Annotated in this window: 11 protein-coding genes; 3 read left to right on the forward strand and 8 right to left on the reverse strand. The window is 47.2% G+C overall.

From position 1 onward, the window contains the following. The first annotated feature begins 217 nt into the window (after positions 1-217). Both MHI37_RS24820 and MHI37_RS24825 read left to right on the forward strand, forming a co-directional pair. Positions 218-1,645 (forward strand): helix-turn-helix domain-containing protein, encoded by a 1,428-nt coding sequence (locus MHI37_RS24820; protein ID WP_076338235.1) that lies wholly within the window; start codon positions 218-220, stop codon positions 1,643-1,645. Next, positions 1,642-3,408, forward strand: a complete 1,767-nt coding sequence (locus tag MHI37_RS24825; RefSeq protein WP_076338234.1) for a sensor histidine kinase — start codon at positions 1,642-1,644, stop codon at positions 3,406-3,408. The genes MHI37_RS24820 and MHI37_RS24825 overlap by 4 nt, the downstream gene beginning before the upstream one ends. Before the next feature lie 117 nt (positions 3,409-3,525). Here MHI37_RS24825 and MHI37_RS24830 read toward each other — a convergent pair whose 3' ends face one another. Next, entirely contained in the window at positions 3,526-4,947 is a 1,422-nt protein-coding gene (locus MHI37_RS24830) for an arylsulfatase (protein WP_256710617.1), read from the reverse strand. A gap of 113 nt (positions 4,948-5,060) precedes the next feature. Continuing rightward, positions 5,061-6,812, reverse strand: a complete 1,752-nt coding sequence (locus MHI37_RS24835) for a beta-galactosidase family protein (protein WP_076338232.1) — start codon at positions 6,810-6,812, stop codon at positions 5,061-5,063. Positions 6,813-6,984: 172 nt separating this feature from the next. Here MHI37_RS24835 and MHI37_RS24840 point away from each other — a divergent pair, with 172 nt between their 5' ends. Continuing rightward, positions 6,985-7,875, forward strand: a complete 891-nt coding sequence (locus MHI37_RS24840; RefSeq protein WP_256710614.1) for an AraC family transcriptional regulator — start codon at positions 6,985-6,987, stop codon at positions 7,873-7,875. Positions 7,876-9,006: 1,131 nt separating this feature from the next. On the opposite strand, the gene MHI37_RS24845 is transcribed toward MHI37_RS24840, so the two are convergent. The 6 genes from MHI37_RS24845 to MHI37_RS24870 all read right to left on the reverse strand — a co-directional run bounded on the left by MHI37_RS24845 (position 9,007) and on the right by MHI37_RS24870 (position 26,606). Beyond that, positions 9,007-14,130, reverse strand: coding sequence for an immunoglobulin-like domain-containing protein (locus tag MHI37_RS24845; protein WP_342556516.1), 5,124 nt, complete (start codon positions 14,128-14,130; stop codon positions 9,007-9,009). Positions 14,131-14,424: 294 nt separating this feature from the next. Then, positions 14,425-17,250 carry a CotH kinase family protein gene (locus tag MHI37_RS24850; protein ID WP_076337183.1) on the reverse strand — a complete coding sequence of 942 codons (2,826 nt, stop codon included), beginning with the start codon at positions 17,248-17,250 and terminating at the stop codon, positions 14,425-14,427. A gap of 101 nt (positions 17,251-17,351) precedes the next feature. Then, entirely contained in the window at positions 17,352-21,728 is a 4,377-nt protein-coding gene (locus MHI37_RS24855; protein ID WP_076337182.1) for an immunoglobulin-like domain-containing protein, read from the reverse strand. Positions 21,729-21,809: 81 nt separating this feature from the next. Further along, positions 21,810-23,129, reverse strand: coding sequence for an extracellular solute-binding protein (locus MHI37_RS24860; protein WP_076337181.1), 1,320 nt, complete (start codon positions 23,127-23,129; stop codon positions 21,810-21,812). A gap of 182 nt (positions 23,130-23,311) precedes the next feature. After that, positions 23,312-24,832 (reverse strand): response regulator, encoded by a 1,521-nt coding sequence (locus MHI37_RS24865; RefSeq protein ID WP_076337180.1) that lies wholly within the window; start codon positions 24,830-24,832, stop codon positions 23,312-23,314. Further along, entirely contained in the window at positions 24,807-26,606 is a 1,800-nt protein-coding gene (locus MHI37_RS24870) for a sensor histidine kinase (protein ID WP_076337179.1), read from the reverse strand. Before MHI37_RS24870 ends, MHI37_RS24865 begins: the two co-directional genes overlap by 26 nt. Between the last annotated feature and the right edge of the window lie 49 nt (positions 26,607-26,655).

Genomic DNA, 26,655 nt, shown 5'->3' on the forward strand with positions numbered 1-26,655 from the left:
TCAACCTTTTCCTACAACCCCTTCCATCATGGTTTTAGCCATATTATAATGAACAATTAGGACTGCAGAGTATAGATAAAAACGGTATATTCACTGTTTATTATTATTGAAGTGCTTATTTTTTTTCAAAATCATAGTTTTGCACATATTTATCTTATTTTTTTCTATACGAATCCGAAAGGATGCTCGATACGATTGCTGTAAAGGGGGCGTTGCTATGTACAGAGCTGTCATCATCGATGATGAACGATGGATTGTGGAAGGCATTAAGGCTGGCGTGCGCTGGGAGAAATACGGCTTTCAAGTCGTCGGAGTGGCAGAGAATGGACAAGATGGGTTAGGGCTGATCGAGCAGCTGCGGCCGGACTTCGTGCTTACCGATATTAAGATGCCGCTCGTTAACGGCCTTGAGCTAATTCAGCGGGGCAAGGAAATCTCCCCTCATACGATCTTCGCCGTACTGAGTGGGCACGCGGAATTTGCATACGCTCAGAAGGCGTTAAACTACGGAACCTTCGGCTATTGCCTGAAACCCTTCGAGATCGAGGAAATTGAAAGTATGCTGGGCAAGCTCTCGCAAACCCTCAAACACCGAGCCCAGCTGGAGCCGGAACGCGACGCCCAAGAGCTGTACGAAGTATTGTGCTCCGGAAATGTGCAGCTGCTGGCGGAGAAGCTTGCGTCGGCTGGCATTCCGATAACTGCGAACATGCCCGTAACCCCGATTATCGTACAAGGATATGTACCGGCACCATACCGAGAAGACATTCATCATATCCGCTTCCGCATAAACAACAGGCGGGTAGGTCTCCTCGTTTATAGCCATCTGGCTGAGAGGTTTCTGAGCTCATTCGACTTATCCAGCAACTCCATAGATTACAGCATAGGCATAGGCCCATCCTCCGCCTCTCCTGCCCAACTGGAAACTTCGCTAGAGGCAGCGTCCGTAGCGGCTTACGGCTATTTCTCGACAGGTAAGAGCGGTGTCTATCGTCCGATCACTCCTTCAGAATCGATGATTGACACTCTGCTATCCGAGCTGGCTGGCGCGCTCGCCCAGAAGGATAGAATGCGGTTCATGTCAGTCATGGAGTCCTGTAGGCCGTTGTTCCACCGCTATGAGTTAACAATCAAGGATGCTTATCTGATCTTCAATACCGTCATGTATCTGTTCACTAGGGAAGGCGTAAAAGAGCATACCCGGTTTCTTGAAGGCTATGACCAGCTATCTTACGACTACGGCCATTCCGACGTGATGATCGACTACCTTATCAAGCATACGCTCAACCATCTATCCGACGAGCTGTCCTCTAGACTAGCAGGCGTGACGCATATCCGCATCAAGGAAATTCTTACGTACATTCATCATCACTTTAATCAGGGAATATCGATCCAGAGCCTGTCCGAGAAGTTTTATCTAAGTCCCACTTACTTGTCTCAGCTATTCAAGAAAGAGGTAGGGGAAAACTTCGTAGAATACTTGTCCCGTCAGCGTATTCAGTACGCATGCAAGCTGCTGACCGAGACGGATATGACCGTGAGCCAGATCGGCGAAAAATGTGGCTTTAACGACTACTTCTACTTCACCCGCATCTTCAAACGGCTGAACGGTATGACACCGACGCAGTACAGGGAGACGCGATGAGAGTATTCAGCAAGCTTTCCATTCGGACGCAGGTGCTCGCAATCGGCGCCATCCTCCTTGCCGTTATCCCGTTGGTCAGCATTATGGCATTCCGGCAATCCAGCGAAGTCATCGTGAACCAGAACACGCAATATAACATGGAGCTCGTATCTAATCTGAAGCAACGAGTATCCGACAACTATGCAAAAATTTCGGGTATTATGATCAATCTTGGTTATGATACGACGGTTCAAGATTTTCTGGCGGAAAACGATAATTTACGAATATATGAACTGTCAAAAAAAGTACAGAGCTTAATGGGAGTCATCAAAAGCACCAACCCCGATATCGTGGACATTATCATCGTAAACGCTTCCGGCAAGCACACATCGCTGTACGGAAAAATTGGGTTGGCTCATGAAATGTTGGGTAAGCTGAACGAACACGAAGGGAACATCCGCTACGGCGGGTTCAAAAAAGCAGATCATCTGCTCGTCAGAGATACGTTTCTCTTTGGTATGAATCTGTTCGCGTCGCGCGACACACACCGTTATGGTGAAAAAATCGGCTTTATCACGATAGTTCTGGACTCCAAATCCATACAATCAGAGATCGAAAAGTTCCCTAGGCTGTCAGGCACAAGTTTCTACCTCAGAACAAACGACAAGCTGGTTTATGCGAACGCTGACGGACTGGAGCTGAATCTGGACGCGGATCGTCTGACACTCTATTCCGGCTATGGCGAGAGCGCCGTCAACGAGAAAATTGGCAGAAAAACATACGCGATCCAATCGTTTGAATTGCCGGAGATCAAAGGGAACATCGTGTCTGCGGTGCCTATAGGCAATCTCATCAAGGAGCTCGAAGGGCTGAAGCGAACGAGCTACATGATGCTGTTCGTTACGATCCTTCTCGTTACAATACCGTATTCCGTACTCATGATGAATATATTGAAACCGCTCGGGAAGCTGATTTCGTTCATGAAGCGGCTCAAAAGCGGCAATCTGGAGGTATTGCATACAAAGGTCGAGCTGGAGGGCTACGCCGAGATCGAGGTCATCTCGACCCAGTTCAACACGATGCTGAACCGAATCAACGATCTTACGGAGCAACTGCTGGAGACGACAGGCGAGCTTTACCAAGCCGATATCGAGCGGCAGCGTGCGGAGATGTCGTTCTTGCAAAGTCAGATCAATCCGCATTTTCTCAGCAATACGCTCGATGCAATCAAAGGCATAGCCATTGTGAAGGGAAATCAAGATATCTATGAAATGACCGCTGCCTTAAGTCGTATGCTTCGCTACAGCATTAAGGGAGCGAACGAAGTAAGGCTGGAGGAAGAATTGAAGATCGTCGGCTCCTATATTACGATTCATCAAGGAAGATTCCCAGGAAGAATCCAGTTCGAGCAGTATACCTCGGAGGATCTGCATGATGTCCTTATACCGAAGATGATCGTTCAGCCTCTTGTCGAAAATGCGCTGACCCACGGGCTGGAACCGCATGAAAGCGGCGGCAAGGTCGTCATTCAAGCGGAGCTCCGGGAAGATCGGCATATGGAAATTATCGTGACGGACAACGGCGTTGGCATAGAGCCTGAACGATTGGCGCAGCTTAGGAGCACCCTTCTCTCCAAAGATCACGCTGCCTATCAACATATCGGGATGAAGAATGTGAACGACCGCATTCGTCTCCATTACGGGGAAGGTTACGGCATCGAGATCAATAGCTGGCTTGGAAGCGGTACCATCATACGGGTACGTCTCCCTCTATCGCCACCATAAACGCCCAGAAACAATGAGTGCTGTCCAAAAACGTTCTCCCTAAGGAGGCTAATATAATAAATACGGGTGAACAAGCGGTGCTTTCCCGCTAGGTTCACCCGTATTTGTCTATTTCTACTATAGAATATGGCTAAGACATGTTTTTGGCTTCCGTCCCACGATGAGTCTGCCGCCTTGCACATAACCTTCCTCTCGTCCGTCCAGCTCGCGGGCGAGTCGTTCTCTCCACAATTGCTTACTGGCGGCGTACGCTTTCTCTTCCGCCCTATTCGTTAGCTCATGCGGATCAAGTTCCAGGTCGAACAGCTGCTCTTCTCCCGTTTGCGTAAACCAAATATATTTCTGACGGCCATCGGTTATAAATTGATGGGATTGCTCGCCATAAGCATGCTCACCGTGAATATACGATCGCCAGCTGCCATCTTCAGCACGCTCTCGCGCGTGCAGCAAGCTCTCGCCATCCAAATTCGGGGGAATGTTAACGCCCGCACAGTCAAGCAGAGTCGGCATAATGTCCCGCAGTTCTGCGACCGCCTCGACGACTCCCCCTTGACGGGCACCAAGCTTCCCGCCTGGATCAGCTATGATCAGGGGGATCCTCGCACTGCCTTCGTAAGGGAGAGCCTTGCGGAACAGATGATGATCACCAAGCAGCTCCCCGTGATCGGAGGTAAAGATGATGATCGTATTGTCCAGTACTCCGAACTCCTCCATTGCGTTCATAAGCCTGCCCAATTGATCGTCAATATGGGTGATGAGCGCGTAATATGCGGCCATCGCACGTCGCAGGCGTCTTTTCGGCACAATGCCAGACCGGGTCACGGGGTCGAGACCGCCACGAGCCATATCATCCTGCACCGCCCATTCGCCGACGACCGGATCAGGGAAGTCCGCCCCGACATATCGGTCCCAATACGTCTGGGGCGGGTCAAACGGTGGATGAGGCCGAACGAATGAGCTCCAAAGAAAGAATGGCTTTCGCGGGTCGCGCCTGCGCAAAAAGTCAATCGATTGAGTCACGACCCAGTTCGTCGGATGGAGCGCCTCCGGCAGATGCCAAGGGAGGGCGATGGTAGAGGAATTGCAGTCAAGACCGAGATCTATAAGATCCGTGCTGGCCCCCGCGCGTTCCCGAAGCCATGGCAAATAATCGTCACAACTGTCATGTGACTCCGTCACCGTGTTCGTATGCTTAAATCGGTTATGATGCAAATAGCCATCGTGCAACACAACGTTATGAAAGCCTAACAGACTGCGCGCCGGATCGACATGCATTTTGCCTACGCACTGCGTATGATAGCCGGCCTTCGCCAGTTCCCCGGGAAGCGTATGCTCGTAATTCCACGGCACCTTCTCCTCGTAACCGACGCGGCCGTGCGAACGTGGACTCATGCCGGTAAACAACGCTGCCCGCGCCGGCACGCAGGTCGGTGTCGAGGAATATGCATTTCGGAACAGCATGCCCCTTCTCGCCAATTGATCCAAATTCGGCGTTTCAACGACTGGATGATCAAGAATGCTCAGACAGTCGCCCCTCATTTGATCTACGGTAATCAGCAACAAATTCGGCCGGGAATCTTCCAATTTCGTCACCTATCCTTCTAATTATAATTAGTCGCAGGCGGGCAGCGAGCATTCCCCCTGCACCATGCCTATCCGAGATCGGGAGCATCTACCAGCTCGATTTCCGCATTGTCCGTACCGTGCAGCTCCAAAATAACGATCTCGTTTCTGCCTTTACGGAGCAACGGCCCTGGGACGTACAAAGTCTTTTGCGGTCCTTTTTCCCAGTAGCGGCCTAAATTAAAGCCATTGATCCAGACGACTCCTTTTGTCCATCTATCAAGGCGCACGAACGTATCCGCAATATCATTGACGATCAGCTCACCTTTGAAGAACATCGGATTTTCAATACCTCTTGAATGACTCGCAAGCTGCGTAAACGGCAAGGCTGACAGATCGGTAAGCGGCAGCGGATAGATCGTCCAATCGAACTGGAACTGATTGTCGAGACGCACGCCCTCGGTAATTCCCTTGGCATCTTTTAGTCGCGGCCCGTAGTTGACCCGCCCCATATTCTCGACGAGAATGTCAAGCGTTGCGCCTTCTGCTGGAATATCAACGATAAGCGGCTTCGGTTCCCAGCGTTCGATCGTACCGATACAGCGGCCTTCAAGAAAAACCTGCGCCCGATCATGCACATTCTGCAAGTGCAGCTCCTGCGACTTTCGTGGACCAGATATCCGCGTCCGATACAGGATGAAGCCGTAGTTTTGGCCGAGCTTCTCCATTGGCTCCGGACAACGCCGCCGAACAGCAGCAGAAAGCGAGTCAAGATTAGCGAATAAACCTGCGGCTTCCTTCATGACCAACGTGCCGTAACTCTTTTTGCGAGACGGCTCCGGAACATCTTCTGGTAGCACAGCGCCGTGCTTGCGCAGCACCTCGCGCACCGCTAAATACTTCTCAGTAATATCTCCGCACTCAGACAGCGGTGCATCGTAATCGTAGCTGGTAATGGTAGGTTCATATTTCTCCTGTTCGTTAGCCCCGTTATAGAAACCGAAATTCGTTCCGCCATGGAACATATAGAAGTTGACTGAAGCGCCAGCGGTCAACATCTGGTCGAGCACTCTCGCAACGTCTTCTCCATCCCGGGTATGGTGGGGGTTGAGCCAATGATCAAACCAACCGTTCCAATATTCCATGCAAAAGAGCGGCTCATCCGGACGGTACTCCCTAAATTTCGCAAACTCCTCATCGGGTCTGGATCCGAAGTTCACAGTAGCCAGCACGTCTGGCAGCGTCCCGCCCTGCAGCATTTGATCCGTCGGACCATCCGAGGTGAAGAGCAATACATCAATGCCCCGCTCAAGCAGGCCCTGCTTTATATAGGACAAATAATCCTTATCATTGCCGTAGCTGCCGTATTCATTCTCGATTTGCACCGCGAGAACCGATCCGCCGTTTGTGCTAAGAAGCGGCACTAACTTCGGTATAAGCACGTCATAATACGCGTCAACCTTCCGCAAATAACACTCGTCCATACAGCGCAGTTGGATATCCGGCTCGCGCAGCAGCCAGGCAGGCAATCCTCCGAATTCCCACTCCGCACATATGTATGGGCTCGGCCGAGCGATAACGTGCAGACCAAGCTCCCCAGCGAGGGCGATGAACCGTTCGACGTCCGCCAATCCTTCGAAACAGAACGATCCTTCCTCTGGTTCGTGCAAATTCCACGGGATATACGTTTCCACCGTATTGAAACCGCAAGCTTTAAGCTTCAACAGACGATCCTCCCAATATTCAGGAACAACACGGAAATAATGAATTGCACCAGACAAAATCTGAAGCGTTTCTCCTTCCAACATAAATTGCGAGCCTTTCACTTTAAGTTTAGACATGATAACCCCTCCAAAACAAATGACGTTAGCTTCATTATCCGAATTGTCTGTCCGAGCCTCAATCGCCAAATGGTGCATTTTATATACCATTTGTATCGATTAGTTCACTTCGCAGCTGCATATGATAAAATAAGGGCAAAACTCTAGTGAAAGAGTGAGGCACATGCAAAACGTGATTGACTTCCCAAACATGACTTCAACGCTGCAGGTGACCGGCTTTCAAATCGGCAGATATCCTCCCGGCTGGGAATACCCGCGTCACCATCATCATTTATTCGAGCTCCTATGCTGTCTGGGTGGAGAGGTGAAGCAAGAAATCAATCGAACGACCGTCACGCTTGGAGTGGGGGATTGGCTGTTGATAAACGCGGGAGAGAGGCATAAGACAACTAATGCTTCCCAAATGGATTACGAGTTTTTCAATGTACATTTCGACCTGGACGATCTGGACATCCGCAGCCTACTCGGTACAGCTTCTTACCGCCTTGTACCGGCCACTGATGCCGCACGCTCTGGTAAGCTGAACCGTTATATCGAGGAAATGCGAGATTTGACGGGAAATAACCCCAGCGAGGAAGAATGCCCTGACAAGGCTCAATTAGGAGATAAGCTGTTGCTGCAAGCGAACATCCTGCTCATTACCCGCGAGATATTGTCGCTAGTCCGCGAACAGAGCGAGGGACGAGTAGAGGCGGGCAAAGTTACGCCGCTTGCCGCCGACACGGCGCATGCGATTGAGGAAAGGCTGTCGCTCAGTCTTTTCGAGAATATCTCGATCGCGCACGTAGCGAAAGAGCTTAACATGAGCCGCAGCCAATGCACAAAACTGTTCACCAAGGTGTATGGCTTGTCGCCGCGGCAATACATAAGCCGGAGAAAATTGATGTTGGCTAAAGAGCTGCTCGTCACATCCTATTTGCCTATCTCCGAAATATCTGAGCGCCTCGGTTTTCAATCGTCCAGCCATTTCTCCCGGCAGTTCCGACGCTGGACTGGCCATTCTCCGACAGCGTTCAAGCCAAAGCACCAAGGAAATGTACCAGAAAGCCATGATTATGAATAATCGTGTGTCGTTGCCGTATGAACGGATCCGGCTGCGAATACCACCTATCAGATTACTTCATGCATTCCTAACCATGAAGTAATCAATCATCTGCCAACACCTTGCGGTGAGGAAAAAAGATGCTTGGCTTCATCAAATATAGCTTTTATACTTTTGAACGATTTGAAATACTGGGCTTTATTGTTTATAGATCAATTTAATCCGCTGCATGATTACGTACAACCCACGATTTCCCCCAAAAAATAGTATCCTCAGCATATACCCTATTTGAATGTACTAGCATCGAGTTTTAGAGTCAATCTTAGCTATCCTGCACATTAGCAGGATAGCAGCTGGTTTTCCATGTTCCCGCTTGCCTATGTTGTACGTCTGCAATATAGACAGCCTTACAGAGACGTGTCGAGCTGAAATCAACCAATTCTAATGCATATGTGCAGGATAGGCAGCTATGTGAGGCTGAAAAGCGCAAAGTTAGTGCGAATGTGCAGGATAGCTTGACTGCGGTGGAAATGGACCTATGCCTTACTCACGACGCACAAACGCTACCGACATCGGGTTTTAGAGCCAATCTTAGCTATCCTGCACATTAGCAGGATAGCAGCTGGTTTTCCGTGTTCCCGCTTGCCTATGTTGTACGCCTGCAATATAGACAGCCTTACAGAGACGTGTCGAGCTGAAATCAACCTATCCTAATGCATATATGCAGGATAGGCAGCTGTGTGAGGCTAAAAAGCGCGAAGTTAGTGCGAATGTGCAGGATAGCTTGACTGCGGTGGAAATGGACCTATGCCTTACTCACGACGCACAAACGCTACCGACATCGGGTTTTAGGGTCACTCTTAGCTATACTGCACTTTAGCAGGATAGCAGCTGGTTTTCTGTGTTCCCGCTTGCCTATGTTGCACGCCTGCAATATAGACAGCCTTACAGAGACGTGTCAAGCTGAAATCAACCTATTCTAATGCATATGTGCAGGATAGGCAGCAATGTGAGGCTGAAAAGCGCAAAGTTAGTGCGAATGTGCAGGATAGCTTGTCTGCGGTGGAAATGGACCTAAGCCTTACTCACGACGCACAAACGCTACCGACAACAAGATGTCAGTAGCGTTTGTAATTATCATTATGGCTTGTCTTATTGCTGCAACAAATTCCAGATAGCTTGAGCCGTTTCTGAGCGTGTCACCTTGTCTGAGGGATTGAAATAACCTGCTTTCTTGCCCTTCATGAGTCCGGTTTGAATGGCTTTGTCCACAGCTTCGGCCGCCCAGCTTGATACTTTGTCATGATCTTGATAGCTATCAAGCCCAGCGTGATCGGATGCTCTATTCTGACTCGCATACAACGATGCTCTAATGAGCAAAGCCGCCATCTCTTCACGCGTGATCTGAGCCTGAGGAGCAAACTGGTCCGCAGCTTTCCCTTGAATCAGTCCTGCTGCATAAGCCGCTTGGACAGATTCTGAATACCAAGCATTCGATGCGACATCCTTGAATGGAGCCAATTCTGTCACGGCCTTCAATTGTAAAGCTCGAACGAGCATCGCTGTAAATTCCGCCCGTGTTGTAAGTCTATTAGGCTGGAAGTGACTCTCATCCACACCTGAAACCACATATTTCGCTGCTAATGCTTTAATCGCAGGTGAAGCCCAATGCGTCGAAGGGAGATCCGTAAATTGTTTATCGTACGCCATGACCGCATAGCTGCTGAAATGACGAACCTCTACAGATATCATTCCTTTTGCTGCATTCACCTCGCCTCCGACATACTCCCAATTACGACTTGTTTCATTATAATAATATATACCGATCAGATTTGTATTCTGTGAAGTCTCATAAGGAAGCTCAATACGAATAGCTTCTGCAAAGGAAGCCAACCGCGTTTCCTTGCCTTCCTTATTCACTACATATAGGTCAAGATCGTATACCGTTTCTCCTGCATGCAACGACGAATCTCCAATGACTGCCGACAACGGTGCAGGTATAACCTTCACGATAATAGAGGCTGCATCTCGTAATTCTTGTACGGCTTGTGCCTGTAACGCCTTTAACACGCTGGAAGGAATGACTACAGCTGCTTGACCTGTTTGTACCGTTAAATCATGGTTCTGAAGCAATTCTGCTGTATCGATTGGCAGGGACAGTGTATGCTTGCCCATTTGCATTATAATCGTACCGTTATTTTCTTTCAATTGCGCACTTGATACCGTCTGCGTATTCGCAGCCTCCGGAGTCGGAGTTGGCGTCACAACACCACCGCCTGTATTGCCACCTCCATTGTTGCCGCTGGCAGCCTCCGCTTTAATCGTTACATTAAATACTTTCGTCTTGCTGACTGCGCCTTTGGATATCGTCGCTGTAAGCGTCAGCGCCACATCACCTGCTTCGGCAGACGGTCGAGCAATCAGCTTCCCATCATTGCCGAGATAAGCGTCATTCGAGCTCAACCAAGTGACAACGGTATCGTTCATACCTGTTGTAGGCAAGCTGATATTTCCCGTTACTCCGCTTGTATCGCCCAGTGTCAGCGCCGCAAGTGCTTCATCCACTGCTGCTATATTCGGGTCGATCACTTCTCCCGCTTCCGCTTTAACCGTTACACTAAATACTTTCGTCTTGCTGACTTCGCCTTTGGATATCGTCGCTGTAAGCGTCAGCGCCACATCACCTGCTTCGGAAGACGGCCGAGCAATCAGCTTCCCATCATTGCCGAGATAAGCGTCATTCGAGCTCAACCAAGTGACAACGGTATCGTTCATACCTGTTGCAGGCAAGCTGATATCTCCCGTTTCTCCGCTTGTATCGCCCAGTGTCAGCGCCGCAAGTGCTTCATCCACTGCCGCTATATTCGGGTCGATCACTTCTCCCGCTTCCGCTTTAACCGTTACATTGAACATTTTGTTGACACTGCTTGCGCCTTTAGTTACCGTTGCGGTCAAGGTCAATGCTGCATCACCTTGCTCGATCGATGGACGGTTCAATAGTGTCCCATCATTACTAATATATGTGCCATTCGAGCTCAACCAAGTAATTGTCGTTGCGTTCGCACCCGCAGCTGGCAGAGTAAGATCACCAGTCACTGCACTGATGTTGCTGAGAAACAATGCTTTTGCCGCATCGATCGCATCCTGTTCACCCTCCGGCTGAACATATACACTAATATCATCATAGTTCACAACCGAATGAAACGCTCTCACACCAATATAACCCTCGGTGAATGCACTATCCGTAGCTGTGATCGTTCTGACTTGGGTCCCGTTATCCAACATGAACGTAATTTTATTCCCCTTGATAACCACCGTTTGCTTGTAGGTTTTCCCTATCTCCGCTGAGAAGGGAACCGCATTCCCAATTTGGGTAAACGTCCCATTCACGTTTTTATACAAGCTCATTACACCTGCAGTAGAATGCGTGCTGATATTGGTCTGATAGTAGTTATTGATGTCTTTATACCGGAAAAGCATACTCGTATCTGATCCACTTTCGTAAACGAGCGTCAATTCGTAGGTGAAATCCGTGAAGTTCTTAGCGTTATAGTAAGCTACTGAATTGTCCCCTGCTGCAGTCCCCATACGCAGTTTCCCATTCGTTAACGCAACTGTTCCCGCTGCCGTAGTCCAACCGGCTTTATCTTGATCGAATGATTCACTGTATGCAAGATTTTGAACCTCCTTCAATTGGATAGGCAAAATGCCATTACTGTTCAGAATCAAATCGCCGCTCGCGGTTTTGCCTGATAATTTCACATGATAATATTTATACAAGCTTAAATCTATTTCATAACGATTTCCGATTATTTCTTGCTCTGCTACAATCTCAGTAAAAGTAGGGTCTTGTGCGATGGTAACATGATAGGTCGGTGCTTCAATGCCAGCTTGATCTAGCATTGGATTCCATTCAAGCATGATCTTATCCGTTACCCCGTCCTCTGACTCCAGCTTAGCACCGAAGGGATCATAGATTCTATAATCCGCAGGAAGCGCATAGAGCCTGCCTTCTCCGGCTAGGAAGGTATCCGTTAATTTACCGGTCTCAGCGTTATAAGAAGAACTAACGACTTCAGAGCCGGTTGCTTTGGAAATTTCCTTAATTTCTCCAATTTTCTTATCGATATTAAAGGTGAAATCTTTGGATTGTGTAAGTGATTTATTCACAGCCATAATATATGAACGGCCTGTTTGCTCATTAACTAGCATTGAAATAAGCAGATCATCACTTGCAGCATTAGGTTTCCATAAGAAATCACTTGGTACAGCCACGCCACCAGATGGCATAACGCCCGAATGATACACGGTTTTGGCTGTCAGCTTAGCCAATGTGCTGCCAAGCGCTTTGATTTCCGTATTAATTTGTTTCACCTGATCAAAGGTAGCTGTCTTATTCCCATCTTTATCAATAACCGAATCGGTGAACGATTCCTGCTGCCCTGTTGGTGTCCACCAAGTGAACCAGTAGAGCGCCTTAAACCCGTAGGCAAGACTCGTATAAGCATCGAATCTCATATCGTTCTCAGTAGGTTTTTTATATACACCTTGCCATCCAAGGGATTGCAAAAAACGTGCAGTCTTAAGATTGTTGGAAATTCCGATTTTCCTTATAATTTCCATTACCTGAAAATGCGTAGGCCTATACCCTCCACCTACAAGGAATGGATAATCATCATAGGCAAGATATTTCAAATTATCTGCCCCAACAGAACTCACCCATTTGTTAAAGTCAGCCCCGCCCAGCATATTCGCGAACGGAATCGCATCCGGATCATATTGCAGAAATTTGTTGTACGTCGCCGCGTAGGCATCGTACTCAGACACTTGAGGCTCATCCTTCACGTAGTATCCAGCCAAACCCGGTCGACCATCATAGTCTTCAACGATTGCCTTGACAGCTGCATCCGTCATCCATGCTGTATTTTTAAATCGGGTATCCGATACTTGAACCTTCATTCCCCGCTCGGCAGCGAGCCGCAGCATCTGTTTATTCGTCTCTAATTCCTGAAGGTCAGTGGAATCGACATTCATGATCATGTCAACCTTGGCATCAGCCAAGTAGTCATATTGCGTTGAATTCACAAAAGCTTTAGTAGGCGGCCAGAAAACCCCGATCTGGATATTGTCTTGGTCAGTATTCGGCAGCTCCGTCTTCTCATAAACCTTTGCATAATTATAATTGACAATGGAATTAAATGTTCTCAAACCTACGTATCCGCTAGTATAAGTGTTATCCGTCGCATTAATCGTCTTCGAGCCGCTGCCATCGTCAACGGTGAAGCTGATCTTATTTCCTTCCGCAATTAACGTCATGCGGATTGGTTTCCCCACTACAGGCATAAAGCTAGCAGATTCGCCAATTTGAGTGAAAACACCACCCACATTTTTGTATAGATTAATTCCGCCCCCTACAGTGCTCATGTTCGTTTGATAGTAGTTATTCGCATCTTTAGCTCGGAAAACAACGCTTGTATCACTGCCTAAGACATAGGTCCCTTCCGTCACATATTTGAAATCACCAAACTCTTTCCCAGTGTAATAACCGAGTGAGGATTCTAGCTGAAGTTGATTATCCACGATTTTATGACTAGATCCGTTAATCGTCCAACTTGCCGGTACCCCCTGTTCAAAGTCCTCCCGGTAGTTGAGATACTTATAATCAAGTCCAAGCTCTGGTTGGATCACAGCTGGTCCCTCAAGAACACCAAAAACCTGCATTTCAGCCAATTGCATGGCATATTCATTATGGTCGTCCATAACTAGCTTGGTTCCAGTTACTCTTACATAGCGAACATTAGAAACAGGCGAAAAATCAAATATTTGCGCTGCAGCGGTACTTGGGTTTGAATAATTGGTTTTATCCACAACGGTCTGCCAATCTGCCTTATCAAGCGAAACTTCGATTTTAAAGTCGATCGGGAAAGCTACCCCTTTGTTCATTCCACTGTCATTGCGAGGCCATAGTACGACTTGATCGACGGCATATCCTTGAGCCAGATCAATCAAAGCCCACTCTTCGGTACTCGTAGTCTTTACACTACTAGTCCAGCCCATATCACCGGCAGTGCCAATTGTAGTACCGTTAACAAGCTTCTCCTTTCCCCAGCCATCCTGCGCATATTCAGAAGAAACCTGAACGGTTTTGTTAAGCGCAGCATTCACCCGTACAGCGGGTACCCCCGCATCCGCAAATGTAACCGTTTGCATCGATATAGAAACAACATTCAACAATAAGACAATCGCTAACCACACACACAATCCTCTTCTTCGCATAAGCCCGCCTCCTGAAAATAAGGTTTGATCATTCTAGAAGGGTGAAAGCCCTTCTATCAAATTCACATCTTAATATTCATGTTAGAGTAAATTGGACAAGATCAAAATGACGTAAACTTCATGTTTAATCCTTTATTTTCGGGAGTTTTATAATACGAAGACTCCCCCTAAGGGGAGCCTTAATGGATACCGATACAAGGTTAACTAAGAAGAAACGACTACATCGTTCTTGTCTAAGGACCAGAAGTTTCTCCAAAAATATAGGCGGAGTATAAATGTTAAACTTATACTGTCCTATATTTGAACAAACTCCTGATCAAACCAATTCGCACGTGCCTCCAGCCAGTTCGTAAAGTAGTCTACCTCAGACTGATAGGTTATTCGTTGCTGCCACCCCGGTGGGTTGGGGTAAAAATATTTGCCGAGTATGTCCCACTTCTTGAAGTTTTCCTGCTGTGATCGCTCTAATGCTGCACCCGTTTCCTCGATCAGTGAAAATAATTGCACCATTTGATTGTTTCTCACTTCTTTCCATCGCTCGGCAAGCCGTAATCTAAATGCAGGATCCTCGAAAAATCGAGACAGCCACAGACCATTTTTGACATAATAACCAACCGGATTATCCCCGCCCCGATCCTCAACATTACCTGCACCAACATCGAAATCCCATACAGGTCCCATCTTCAGCTTGCCATTCTTATCCTTATGAAGAAATACACTCGTACCGAATGCAGCATCTATATTCTTGTACAACTCGTTAACGAGATACCAGTCGATAATCGAATCCACATCGAAATATTTGGCGTAGCCTTCCACCGGGTCAGTAAAGCTAGCTCCGTACAAAGCATTCTCCGCCTCTTGAAAATATTGCTGAATATAGGCAATTTGCTTAGGTTGAATTTTTTTCTTCTTCGGTCCCTTTATCGCAAACACATTGCCCCCATTTACAAGCGTCGTTTCGAAAAATACATCATCAGCATCCAGTCTGTCCCGATAATCCTTCTCTATCAAGTATCCTCCGGTTAACGCATCACCTGAGACATCGGTTTCTTCAATCTTGTTAATGGCTACTCTATCGTTGGATATTTTTATTTTCTCCGTCAGATTGTAATTCCCCTGATAGATGCCGTTGATATAAACATCTACAAATCGAGCCCTGGGACTATAATCCATACCAAGCAATCGTGCAAATTCAAAAGCGATAAAGTTGCGCATCAACGATTTATCTGCATAATTGGCTAATAATACCCATTCATCGTCTTTGGGCAAATCCAATAGCTGCGCGTCCTTCAATAATTCGATAGCATACGGCTTCTTAGGCTGCCCCCACGTAAAGTTTCCTCTTCCTTTCATCGTAATATCCCCGATAAATAAGCCAGTTCCATAGGGATCGCTGCTGCCGTCTTGAATGAGCATTGTGCCATTAATCTTATTCTCTTTGTCTACTACAGGCGCTGCTGTCTCTATAACAATCGTCGGAAGGCCTGTGTTGATCAGCTTGTCAACTTTGCGAATGGTTAGCGTATAGATTACAGTCTCTGAAGCTTCACCGATCACGGTTAGCTGCTGCGTCTCTTCGAGCCTTACAGCTTGCCCACTCGTTAACGAGGAAGAACCAAGCATTAATTTCTCTCCGCTTATCGTATAATCCATTTGAACCGTGTTTAAATTTGTACTATTCGGAACAAGCAACGTAATGTTCCGGCTAGGGGCATCGATTTTAGCTGCATATCCCCCTATAGTCAATCCGTTCAGTTTCATTTCTTCCTTGGCAAGCACTGTTGCTGTAAATATTTTAGTAGCTGCCGCAATGCCCTTCGTGATTACCGCCGTTAACGTAACGACACCATTAGCCTGATCGAATGCAGGTCTATTGATGATCCCAGAGCTCGAAATCATATTTGGTTTGTCAGATGACCATACAATCGTTGTTCCATTAGCCCCATTCGCTGGCAGGCTTAGGTTGCTGACTACTTGTGCTAGCCCCTCTAAAGTGAGTGCCTCCTTCGCATTAGCCACATCCGTACGGTCCAGCTGATCCTGGATTTCTCCTTGATTATCGCCACCAGCATTACCGCTGTCTCCACCATTACCGCCGCTATTATTGCCGCCTGTGCTGCCTCCAGTGTCCCCATCACCGCTATTCCCACCTGAGGATGGAGGAGGTGCCGGAAGAACCTCCGGTATATCCGGTGTTAAAGAATCCCGAATGACTACTCGCACCCGGCCGTCGCCAACTACATCAATCACTTTCCCACTAATTGTGGCGCTATCGATGAGAATACTATTTTCCCCACCGCCTCTAACATACACATTCCCTTTGACAACAATATTCGAGAGAGTTACCCCTCCTGCCTCAATCCCCTCACCCAAATATAAATCTCCTAGGATGGTCGCATTTTTCAAGCTTATACCCATCCTATTCACAACCAAATTGCCAGTGAAAATGCCCGTAAATATACCTTGCTCATTCAAAATATAACCAGATACACGATCTAATATCGTAATCGCCTCAGCTAATGTAATCAGTCTCTTAGGTTTTATTTGCCCGTCCTGATAACCTGAGAGATATCCTTCGTTCACCAATAAAGCCATTGCTGGCTTCGCATAATGCGCTATTTCTTGTGAATCTATAAACTGGTTCAAAGTAGTAGTGGAGGGTGCATCATCCAGATCAGCGTCAAAGCCAAACGCCCGATAAATAATCGCAGCGGCCTCCTGCCGGCTCACCTTCTGCTCCGCCCTCGCTTCCAACTGCCCCTGCTTATTCCATACCCCCTTCATATAACCGGCAGCCGCAGCCTTAGCTACATCTTCTCTATACCAAGCAGAGCTTGGCACGTCAGTAAACCTTGTGTAATCTACAGCTATATAATTAAACACAAAATTAATTAAGGCAATGAACTCACCTCTCGTCATTTCCTTATCCGGGTTAATCGTGGCGTCTAAACCGACTCTCAATATACCTTGATCGTTCCATTTCTCTAACGCATCAACTGCCCAATGTTTCCCGAAGCTCTCATTCTCATTCTTATTTCCTGCTGCTGATCCCAAAGGAATATTCAACATACTAAGACATAAGAGCATGATCAATAACGGGGTAAACCGTCGTTTCAACATGTATGAATCCTCCTCGATCATTTCTCATAATAAAGAGAAGCTGGAGCCTTAATAACTCAAGGATTTCCAGCTTCTCATGTTGGTGCTTTACACGTATACGATTATTGCTTCGCCTTGTAATCGATTAAAGCCAGGATTAAGGTTACGGCCTCTGCTCTCGTTGTTACCGCATTAGGAGCGAACCTATTGTTGCCTCTTCCCTGGAAGAAGCCTGCTTCCACTCCAGCTGCTACATAAGGCTTCGCCCATGCAGACACATCTGAAGCATCTGAGAAATTTAGCGCTGCCATCGGATTAACTGGAATCCCAAGCGCACGGATAATGACCGCTGCTAATTCCGCACGTGTCATAAACGCATGGACTCGGAAGCTATTATCCTCAAAGCCGTTGAACAATCCTGCATCGACAGCTGCCAGCACATGACCGCGAGCCCAAGCAGGGATTTGATCAGCATCCTTAAAGGAGATCGAGCTGGAGGTCGCTGTCAGGTCAAGCGCACGACTCAGCATCGCCGCGAGCTCTCCGCGAGTCACATCTCCATTTGGCTTGAAAGTACCATCCTTATAGCCGTTGACGAAGCCAAGCTCCACAGCCCTTTCGATCGCACTAACAGCCCAATGGCCTGTAATGTCACTTAACGTAATATCATTCCCGTTCCCAGTATTACTACCGGTTTCACCGCCCGTGCCTCCACCGGTATTTTCACCTGTGTTTCCGCCTGTGTTTCCTCCGTTATTTCCTCCGTTATTTCCGCCGTTGTTGCCACCAGCAGCTTCCGCTTTCACGGTTACAGTAAATACCTTCGTCATGCTAGCTTCGCCTTTAGATACCGTTGCGGTAAGCGTCAGCGTTGCATCGCCCTGCGCAGCAGTTGGACGTGTAATCAGCTTGCCATCATTACCAATGTAGGTGCTATTCGAGCTCACCCAAGTTATTGCCGTATCGTTCAAGCCCTTTGAAGGCAATGTAATATTGCCCGTTACAGCGCTTGTATCGCCTAAAGTCAGTGCAGTATGAGCATCATTAACCTCCGCTATATCCAAGTCCGCAGCATAGTCAGAAGCTTCCCATTGCGGAAGGGCTGCATGAATCACAGAATGTCGCGTTGATAACCCAGAAAATTGGGCAATTCCTCCCGATAATCCTTCCGAGAATAGCACCGAAACGCTAGAAGCAGCTTCGGTGAGGTTGATTGGTGTCCACACTCCATTGCTCATATAATAGCCTGTAAAAGTATCTTCGTTCTTCACGAGCTTTAATTGTGCAGGCAGAGGAATGTATGACCCTGTGACCGCAACAGTAGGTGCTTCATTTCCTTGACGGCTCTCCATTCTCAGCCTACCCTCAGGGGAGATAGATAGATATACCCAAGAAGCATCTGATGCATTAGAATCGCTCATCATAATGCCAGTACGACCATCCAAACCTGCCGCTGCATCTGGAATCTGATACCGGTTCAATGAAACAGACAGCTCATTGATCTTGTCTGCAGCCAATGGTCTATTCACATAAACGAAATCCTGACTACCCAATCCGGTTCCCGCTGCCTCAACTTGCAGAGCCCCGGAATCCTCCTTGGCGATCCCCCATGCACTACCGTAGGTCGATAGCTTCCAAGGATCTGTCAAACGATCGACTACGATATCGATCGTCGTTGTATCCGTTCCATCAGCTGTATCAATCTTTATCGTCGCCGTTCCTGGCTTCAATCCTGTAATTAATCCAGCAGAGCTCACCGTTGCGATCTCTTCATTTAAGCTAGAGAATACCGCATCAGTTAAAGGGAGCAAGCTCCCGCTTCCTTGCCATAAGCCTATATTCAATTGGGAAGTAGCATCTACGGCAACGCTTGCCGGTGTTGCCTGAACATGTAAATGCGTACTTAGCTCATGCTCCAAATAGATTTCAAATTCCGCTATTTGAAATACATAATCCTCATTGTTATCCGGTCTCTGCGTGATGGCTTCAACTTTGACATACCGTGCATTCACGCTGTCGAAGGTAACCTCTTGCGCTTCGCCTTTGTCTGGCAAGGCAACATCCGTCTGCTTCGCTACCTCTGTCCATATTTGCTTATTCGTGGATACAAGCACCCGATAATCGATCGGGAAGCCTAAACCGACGGCGAGATTATCATTTCGCGGCCATAGCTTTACTTTATTAACTGGCAATATGCTGCCTAGATCCACACTAATCCATTCGCGCTCGGCAGGCTGGCTTTTAGCTGGCAGGCTGGTCCATCCACTGTTATTCGAGTCGCCTAATAGCTTGCCATCCACCACATTGTCCTTAAGCCATCCCCATTGGCCAATATCCGAAGAGGCCTCCACAGGGCGACCAAGTGCAACGTTTAGAAAAGGATTTACCGGATTACTCTCCGGCTGCAGCGTCTCCGGTATCTGAGGTCCATGGAATCCCCCCTCGCTTCCAAGGATGACGTATAGCTTACCTTCGCCTGCCTCTAATACGGTTTTAAGCAAACCTGTTTCAGGGTCAAAATCTGTACTTGTTGCTAGACCCGTCGCATTTGAAATTTCCTCAATACCGCGGACAGATGTATCTAGTGAGAAGCTTAGCTGCTTCGCATCGGTTAACGATTTGTTCACAATCATGATATAGGTTTGCCCATTCGTCTGATGCACAAGATGAGAAATAATTAAATCATCCGATTGTTCCTCTGGCTGGAAGAAAAACGATTTTGGCAAGCTTGGCACGCCTGCCGGCTTCGAAGGACCCGAATGATACACTTGTACCGCATCCAGGTTGATCAGCGTCTGTCCCAGCTTCGCGATTTTCCCATTGATCTGTTGAAATGGTACGTATAGGTCTGTTTTATTACCAGCTGCATCTATAATTGCATCCGTGAACGCCTCTGTGCGCTCAGTTGGTGTCCAATACGTAAACCATACGAGACTTTTCATTCCATACGCCATGTTGGCATAGGCCAAATAATCCATTTCTGTAGCAATAGGCCTTCTTAATCCTCCTGGGATACCGATGGACTGCAGATAGGAGGAGGTTTTCACACCATACTCCAATCCCGTCTTGCGAATGATTTCTAGATTGCTGAAATAAGTACCACTAAAGCTATTGCCCATTAGCAGCGGATAATTATCGAAAGATAAATATTTTAAGTTTTGAGGTCCAGCCTTCTCCACCCATGCTCTGACATAATTATGTTCGTAACCAGCAACGGCTTGTTCTGGAAGCAAGTTTACGTAAGGTACCCGATCCGGGTCAACAGCGAGGATTTTGCCATACCTGTCTGCTGCTGCTTGTAGTCCCCCAACCCCTGGCTCATCCTGGATGTAATATCCACTAGTCGCCGGATGATCCATATACGTTTGCACCATTTCCTGAATCTGCCGATCTGACCCATTAACACGAGTATCAGCAACGGACACCTTCAGCCCATTTGCCTCTGCCAGTTCCAGCATTTCGAGATTTTTCTCCTCGGAGTCGAGTCCCCCGCCGATAACATTCTCAACATCGGTCACATTCGCTTCCTTGATATATTTATACTGCTCATCATTCGTGAACTCCCATGTCGGCGGCCAGAAAATTCCGATTTTGAATGAATCAGGCTCGGCTACACGCGCGATCTTTGCCTTCACCGTTACGGAGAATTCCCGCACCTGCGATTCCTGTCCTCTCTTAACAAGCGCTTCAAGCACTACAGACGCATCAGGCTCGCCTGCTTCCGGTCGTTTAACAATAATACCCTCGGCATTCAAATAGCTTGGATTCAAGCTAACCCAGCTAATATTGGATGCCTCCCCGCCAAGGCTGGGCAAGTATAAATTTTTGTATATTGCCGTTAGATTTCCCAGATCGATTGCTGCTGCATCCGCAGCAACGGCTTCAGCGTCATTTAATGCGCTAGCCGACTGGAATACTTCAATTTCACGGAATTGCATAACGTATTGATTCCAATCATCCGCGACTAGCTTAGTCGCTATAACACGGACATATCGAGCTCCGTCTTTGTTGAAATCAATCGTTTGCTGCAGTCCTGTTGTTGGAGACGGATAGTTCGTATGAACAGCCTTATCGATCCACGTCGTCTTATCGGCTGAGATCTGGACCTTGAAATCTACCGGATAGCCGACTCCTTTGCTAATCGTTCCGCCATCGTTGCGAGGCCAAAGTACAATCTGATCTACCTGATACTGTGAACCGAGATCAATCATGACCCAGACTGGATTGTTAGCAGACGGTTGGTTCGTGGTCGGCGACGAGGTCCAGCCATTGGCAACAGAACCTGTTGCTCTTGGGCCAGTCTTATCCCCATCAACCAGATTCGTAAGGCCCCAGCCCTCATTGGCCATTTCATAGCTCGATACCGCTGTTACCGTCCTACCGAGGGCTAGATTAATAGGTTGAGCTTCCGCCGCATGTATAACGCCTATTGGAAATAATGCAATGATCATACTAAATGCTAGTAATAGTGCTAGTGGTGTCTTCCCATACTTTCTCATGATTAATCCTCCTAATCGTTTAAGTTATAGAGAAGGACATACCTATCGGTATGCCCTCATCCTCCTTGCAAGCAGGTATGATTACTTAGCCGCATCCGCCCAAGCTTTATCCATATTCTCTAGCATCACTGCAGGTGTAATTGCCTTTAGATAGACGCCCTGTGCCGAGGTCATCATTTCCGTAGTTGCTGCACCGCCGTAGAGCCATCCTTGATCCAAGAACGGATAGCTATTGCCTTGAGCAACAACCGCAGCAATTTCATTAAACGCTTCATCGATATCGCCTGTTTCTCCATTGATCGTCATGAAGCCTTGTTGACTCTTCGTCCATAGCTTCTGGTTATCCGCTTGGCTCCAGAATTCCAAATACTTCTTCGCTGCATCCGCCACTTTCGTATCTTTGTTAATCGCGAAAGTTGTTCCAACTGCTGCAGATGCGATTACGTCTTGACCAGCCGCATTAGAAGGCATAGCGAACATTCCAAGCTTCAGATCTGGGTTCGTTTTCTTAATGCCAGCTAATGACCAGCTGCCGTCGATGTACATTGCCGCTTTGCCTGTCGCGAATGCTTGTTGCGCTTGGTCAAGGCTCACTCCTGTACTTTTCTCTGTCAGGTAGCCTTTGTCAATGAGAGAAAACCATTTCGCAACCGTATCATCCCATGCCCCAGTAAATGTTGCTGATCCATCATTCAGCTTCGAATCAAAATCCGGAGTCGGACCATAGACGAGTGATGGAGCAACAGTGTAGAGTGCAGCGAGCGTCATCCAACCATCGTTATTGCCGATTGCAATTGGCAAAGTGCCGGATTGCTTAATTGCTTCCGAAGCTGCTAGGAACTCATCCCAATTCGTAGGAGTTGCCAGAGACAGCTTCTCAAAAATCTCTTTGTTGTAGTAAACGCCCATGACGTTCATATCATTAGGAATCGCATACACTTGACCGTCCTGTGAAGTAGACTTCAATGCAGCAGCAGTGAAATTGGATATCCAAGATTCTCCTGAAAGATCCATTAGATAGCCTGCTTTACCGTAAGAGATAACATCTGACAAACCTGGATGCATCAGGATGACGTCAGAAGCATCGCCTGCTGCGAACCGAGTCTTAATGAAATCCTTGAACTGTCCACCCGGCATTCCTTCATATACAACTTTAATCTCAGGGTTCTCACTCATAAATTTCTCATTCAACTCTGGAATAGCTCCGAGCTCTGTACCGGATTTAAATCCAGTTACCTTCAGAGTCACACTCTCTGCGGGAGCGCTTTCAACAGGAGTCTGCGATGATGATTCCGTTGGCGAAGGACTTGCTGTATTTTTATTGTTGCCACCACCACATGCACTTACGACCATAACCAGCATCATTACAATTGCCAACAAACCTAACCCTTTTCTTTTCATTGTCCTACCTCCAGGATGGATTCTAGTTTCTTCTACTTCATCCTAAGAAAAAAAAGCGGTTATGGAAATCACTTAAAATTCATGTTTCTTCTCTTATTTTCGGAACCTTATCCATTAGCGGGAAAAGCTTTTTGCAGATACAAAAATAAAGAACTAAACCCTAATAAATCATCCCAAGCCATTTATCCTGATTGGCCTTCTCGATACATCGTTGGGGTCACTTGATATTTTTTACGAAACAGGGTGCTGAAATATTTTGAGCTCGTATAGCCGACGGACAGACAAACCTCATACATCTTCATGTCCGTTTCCAGCAAAATATGACGTGCTTCCTCCAAGCGAATATCTGTTAAATAGTCGATAAATTTACGGCCGGCTGTTTCCTTAAACAGTTCACTCAAATAGGTCGGATTAAGATGAACAAATAGTGCCGCTTGCTCAAGAGAAAATTCAGGGTTCATGAATTCACGCCGCATAATCTCCTTAACCTTGCCAATAATCTTCCGCTCGTCGAATAGATCAGATTTAAATTGAGTAACTCCCTCGATAAATTGATCAATGGCTAACATTAAGGCTCCTAGGTCACCTGTAAATAACAATTGTCCTGAGAGACGAGTAATTTGTTTGTTTATTTCCGTTAGCAAGGCAGATTGTGATCTTGAGGTTTGCAGTCCAGCAAAAAAAGCAATAAAACGGAACATACGAGTGAACTTCAACAAAGGATTCTGTTCCCTCGACTCCTTTAATTCCAATTGCCATTGTTCGAGCAAATGAATAACGCTCTTCAAGTCGTTCATCTCGATGGAGACCATAAGTTTATTCATTCTTTCTGCCTCATCCGACGTATCCAGCTCCTTATGGGACTTTACAATCCGATACATCATTTCCTGCGCTTGCCGAAAGGCAACCGGCAGAAGACACAAATCCTCCATTAGCTCCCCGTAGCCTGTTAGCGTCAATTGAGTAGACTCTCGTCCGGAGATGCGCTCGCACTGCTCTAAACATCCTTCTAGTGAGGACATATTGCGTACCGCAACGAAAGTCATCTCACATACGTTCGATATCGTCACATCGACCACTCGGATAATATTTGAGTCCGCATCATGAGGCTGAGTAAAACAGTAGCTTGCAGGTGGCGTTACTTGCTTTTCCCCCGGTTCCTCGATGCTGCCATATTGAAAACGAAGAATAATTCCATAACGAATATCCTCCCCATGCAGCCCTTCTGCATCCAACAATCGCTCAAGCTCAAAGCAGCTTCCTGCTTTCTGGACGGTCACCCATTCTGCGATTTTTTTCTCCAGCTTCAGCTTCCGACGATGTTCACGCTCAGCAAGTAAGATCTCCACCTTCCTGAATGCCTCTACGAGCTCGTCCCGTTGAACTGGCTTAAGCAAGTAGTCGGTAGCCCCCGCTCGCATCGCCGATTGAATATAGGAGAATTTATCATAGCCTGTCAGCATAATTTTATTTACTTCGGGCTTTTCATTGTTTAAACGGAGCGCCAGCTCCAATCCGCTCATTCCGACCATGCCTATGTCGATGATTGCCAAATCGGGAGAACAAGCATTCACCTGCTCCAAAGCTTGCTCGGCATCCTCACAGCTTCCGATGACCTCCCAGTGGGGAAGCAATCTATTCACCATGCTCTTCAATCCTATACGAATGGTTTCCTCATCATCCACGATTAGCAATTTCGGCATCCTCTGCGGCCTCCTCCATGATTTTCAAGCGAATTCTGGCGATCGTCCCACCGCCTAAGCGGTTCATGATCTGCAATCCGTAAGCAGCTCCATAATAATATTGGATTCTGCGATGAACATTGTTAATTCCAATATGATCCGTTGCATCTTCCGAATCGGGAGCTCTCAGAATAGATTGAATCCAATCAAGTCGACTTTCGCTAATACCAATTCCATTGTCAGCGATTTCAATAATCAAATCACGTTCGTCTTGCTTGGCCGATACCCGAACCCAGCCTTCTCCCTTCACAGGGGACAGTCCATGGATGATTGCATTTTCAACTAATGGCTGAATGGTCCAAGGTAGAATTTCCATCTGCATCAGCGCCGGATCAACCTCGACAATATAGTCCATCTTGAGAAAACGAACGCCTTGCAAGCCCATGAATACGTTTACATATTCCAATTCCTGAGCGATAGTAATGCGTTCTGTCGTCTGTCGCAGTGAGAGCCTGAACAGCTTCCCCAGTAATGCAACCATGTCAGCCACTTCGTAATCTTGGTTAATCTCTGCTTTCATATGAATAGATTCCAAGGTGTTGTACAGGAAATGCGGATTAACCTGGCTGCGCAGCACTTTAACCTGAGCCTGCTGCTGATAGATTTTCATCCGCAATACCTTATTCACCAGCTCGCGAATCTGAGTGACCATCACGTTAAAGCTATGCCCCAGACGATTAACCTCATCGCTAGAGCGAACCTGGAACTGGACCGCATAATCGCCCACCTCCACACGCCGCATGAGTCTCTTCATTTCTTTCAACGGCTTGATAATCATAAAGGTCAACAGCGCGAAGAGAATGGTGGAAACAAGCAGCATGACTCCTGTATAGGAAAATAACAGATTCCGCAAAATACCAAGCTCATCTGAAAGCTGATTAACCTCAATGGTGTTCACGACTGTCCAGCCGGTGACGGGGGAACGAACATAGTGGATCATCGTTTCTACATCATTAATATGGTCTGTATAGTACCCATACGATTGTTCTGCTATAAGAGGGAATTCGCTGCGGAGTAGAGTCGAGTCGGGATGATAGACCACCTTGCCTTCACGATCTAGAATAATCATAGTGCCTGCGGATTTACTCTTCATATTCCCAACTAAATCTCTTAGTCCATTCATGGAAACATCAAATAGCAGCACTCCGTAGGATTGCCGATTTTTCACATTTACGATACTGCGGGCATAGGAAAAAACGAATTCGTTAGCTGATTGGTTTTGTGAAAGGTACGGTGGAATAAGAACACCTTTACCGTCCGCCTTGAGCGTCTCACTATACCAATCGCGCTGCTCGAAATCGCTGTGATCAATCCAATCTCCATTGCCATATTGGGAATACAGCACTTCTCCATCATTGATCCAATAAACACCGAGGATATCAGAGAAGGGAATGACGACCAGGATGCTCTTGAGCGCCCGATCGACGGATACTTTCTCCATGAATACATCCTTCGGATTGCTCCGGTCAGGAGTAAGACTGAGGTTTTCCCACACATCAAGATAGAAGGTAAGCGACAAGCGGTCGATCTGCTGAATGTATGTGTCTAGGCTTTTGCTAACCTGATCCGTTAAATTCAGACCATACTCCCCAACCTTCTGCTTGAGATTTTCATTATATCGGTAAAAGCCGAGTAGAGTAACGATAATGACTGGAATAAATATAGTAAGCAAGTACACGGAGATAAGCTTGGTATTGAGATTCCAATTACGAAATGGGACTATCCGAAGTCTCATATACAACGGCTCCCTACCTGTTATTAGTCGCGCCCGGCCGGGCAAGAGC

The organism is Paenibacillus sp. FSL H8-0548 (assembly GCF_038630985.1).
Taxonomy (GTDB): domain Bacteria; phylum Bacillota; class Bacilli; order Paenibacillales; family Paenibacillaceae; genus Pristimantibacillus.

What these genes read in the sequence shown, in the direction of transcription:
- MHI37_RS24820 (WP_076338235.1), top strand. Translation starts at nt 218, where the DNA reads ATGTACAGAGCTGTCATCATCGATGATGAACGATGGATTGTGGAAGGC.
- MHI37_RS24825 (WP_076338234.1), top strand. Translation starts at nt 1,642, where the DNA reads ATGAGAGTATTCAGCAAGCTTTCCATTCGGACGCAGGTGCTCGCAATC.
- MHI37_RS24830 (WP_256710617.1), bottom strand. Translation starts at nt 4,947, where the DNA reads ATGAGGGGCGACTGTCTGAGCATTCTTGATCATCCAGTCGTTGAAACG.
- MHI37_RS24835 (WP_076338232.1), bottom strand. Translation starts at nt 6,812, where the DNA reads ATGTCTAAACTTAAAGTGAAAGGCTCGCAATTTATGTTGGAAGGAGAA.
- MHI37_RS24845 (WP_342556516.1), bottom strand. Translation starts at nt 14,130, where the DNA reads ATGCGAAGAAGAGGATTGTGTGTGTGGTTAGCGATTGTCTTATTGTTG.
- MHI37_RS24850 (WP_076337183.1), bottom strand. Translation starts at nt 17,250, where the DNA reads ATGTTGAAACGACGGTTTACCCCGTTATTGATCATGCTCTTATGTCTT.
- MHI37_RS24855 (WP_076337182.1), bottom strand. Translation starts at nt 21,728, where the DNA reads ATGAGAAAGTATGGGAAGACACCACTAGCACTATTACTAGCATTTAGT.
- MHI37_RS24860 (WP_076337181.1), bottom strand. Translation starts at nt 23,129, where the DNA reads ATGAAAAGAAAAGGGTTAGGTTTGTTGGCAATTGTAATGATGCTGGTT.
- MHI37_RS24865 (WP_076337180.1), bottom strand. Translation starts at nt 24,832, where the DNA reads ATGCCGAAATTGCTAATCGTGGATGATGAGGAAACCATTCGTATAGGA.
- MHI37_RS24870 (WP_076337179.1), bottom strand. Translation starts at nt 26,606, where the DNA reads ATGAGACTTCGGATAGTCCCATTTCGTAATTGGAATCTCAATACCAAG.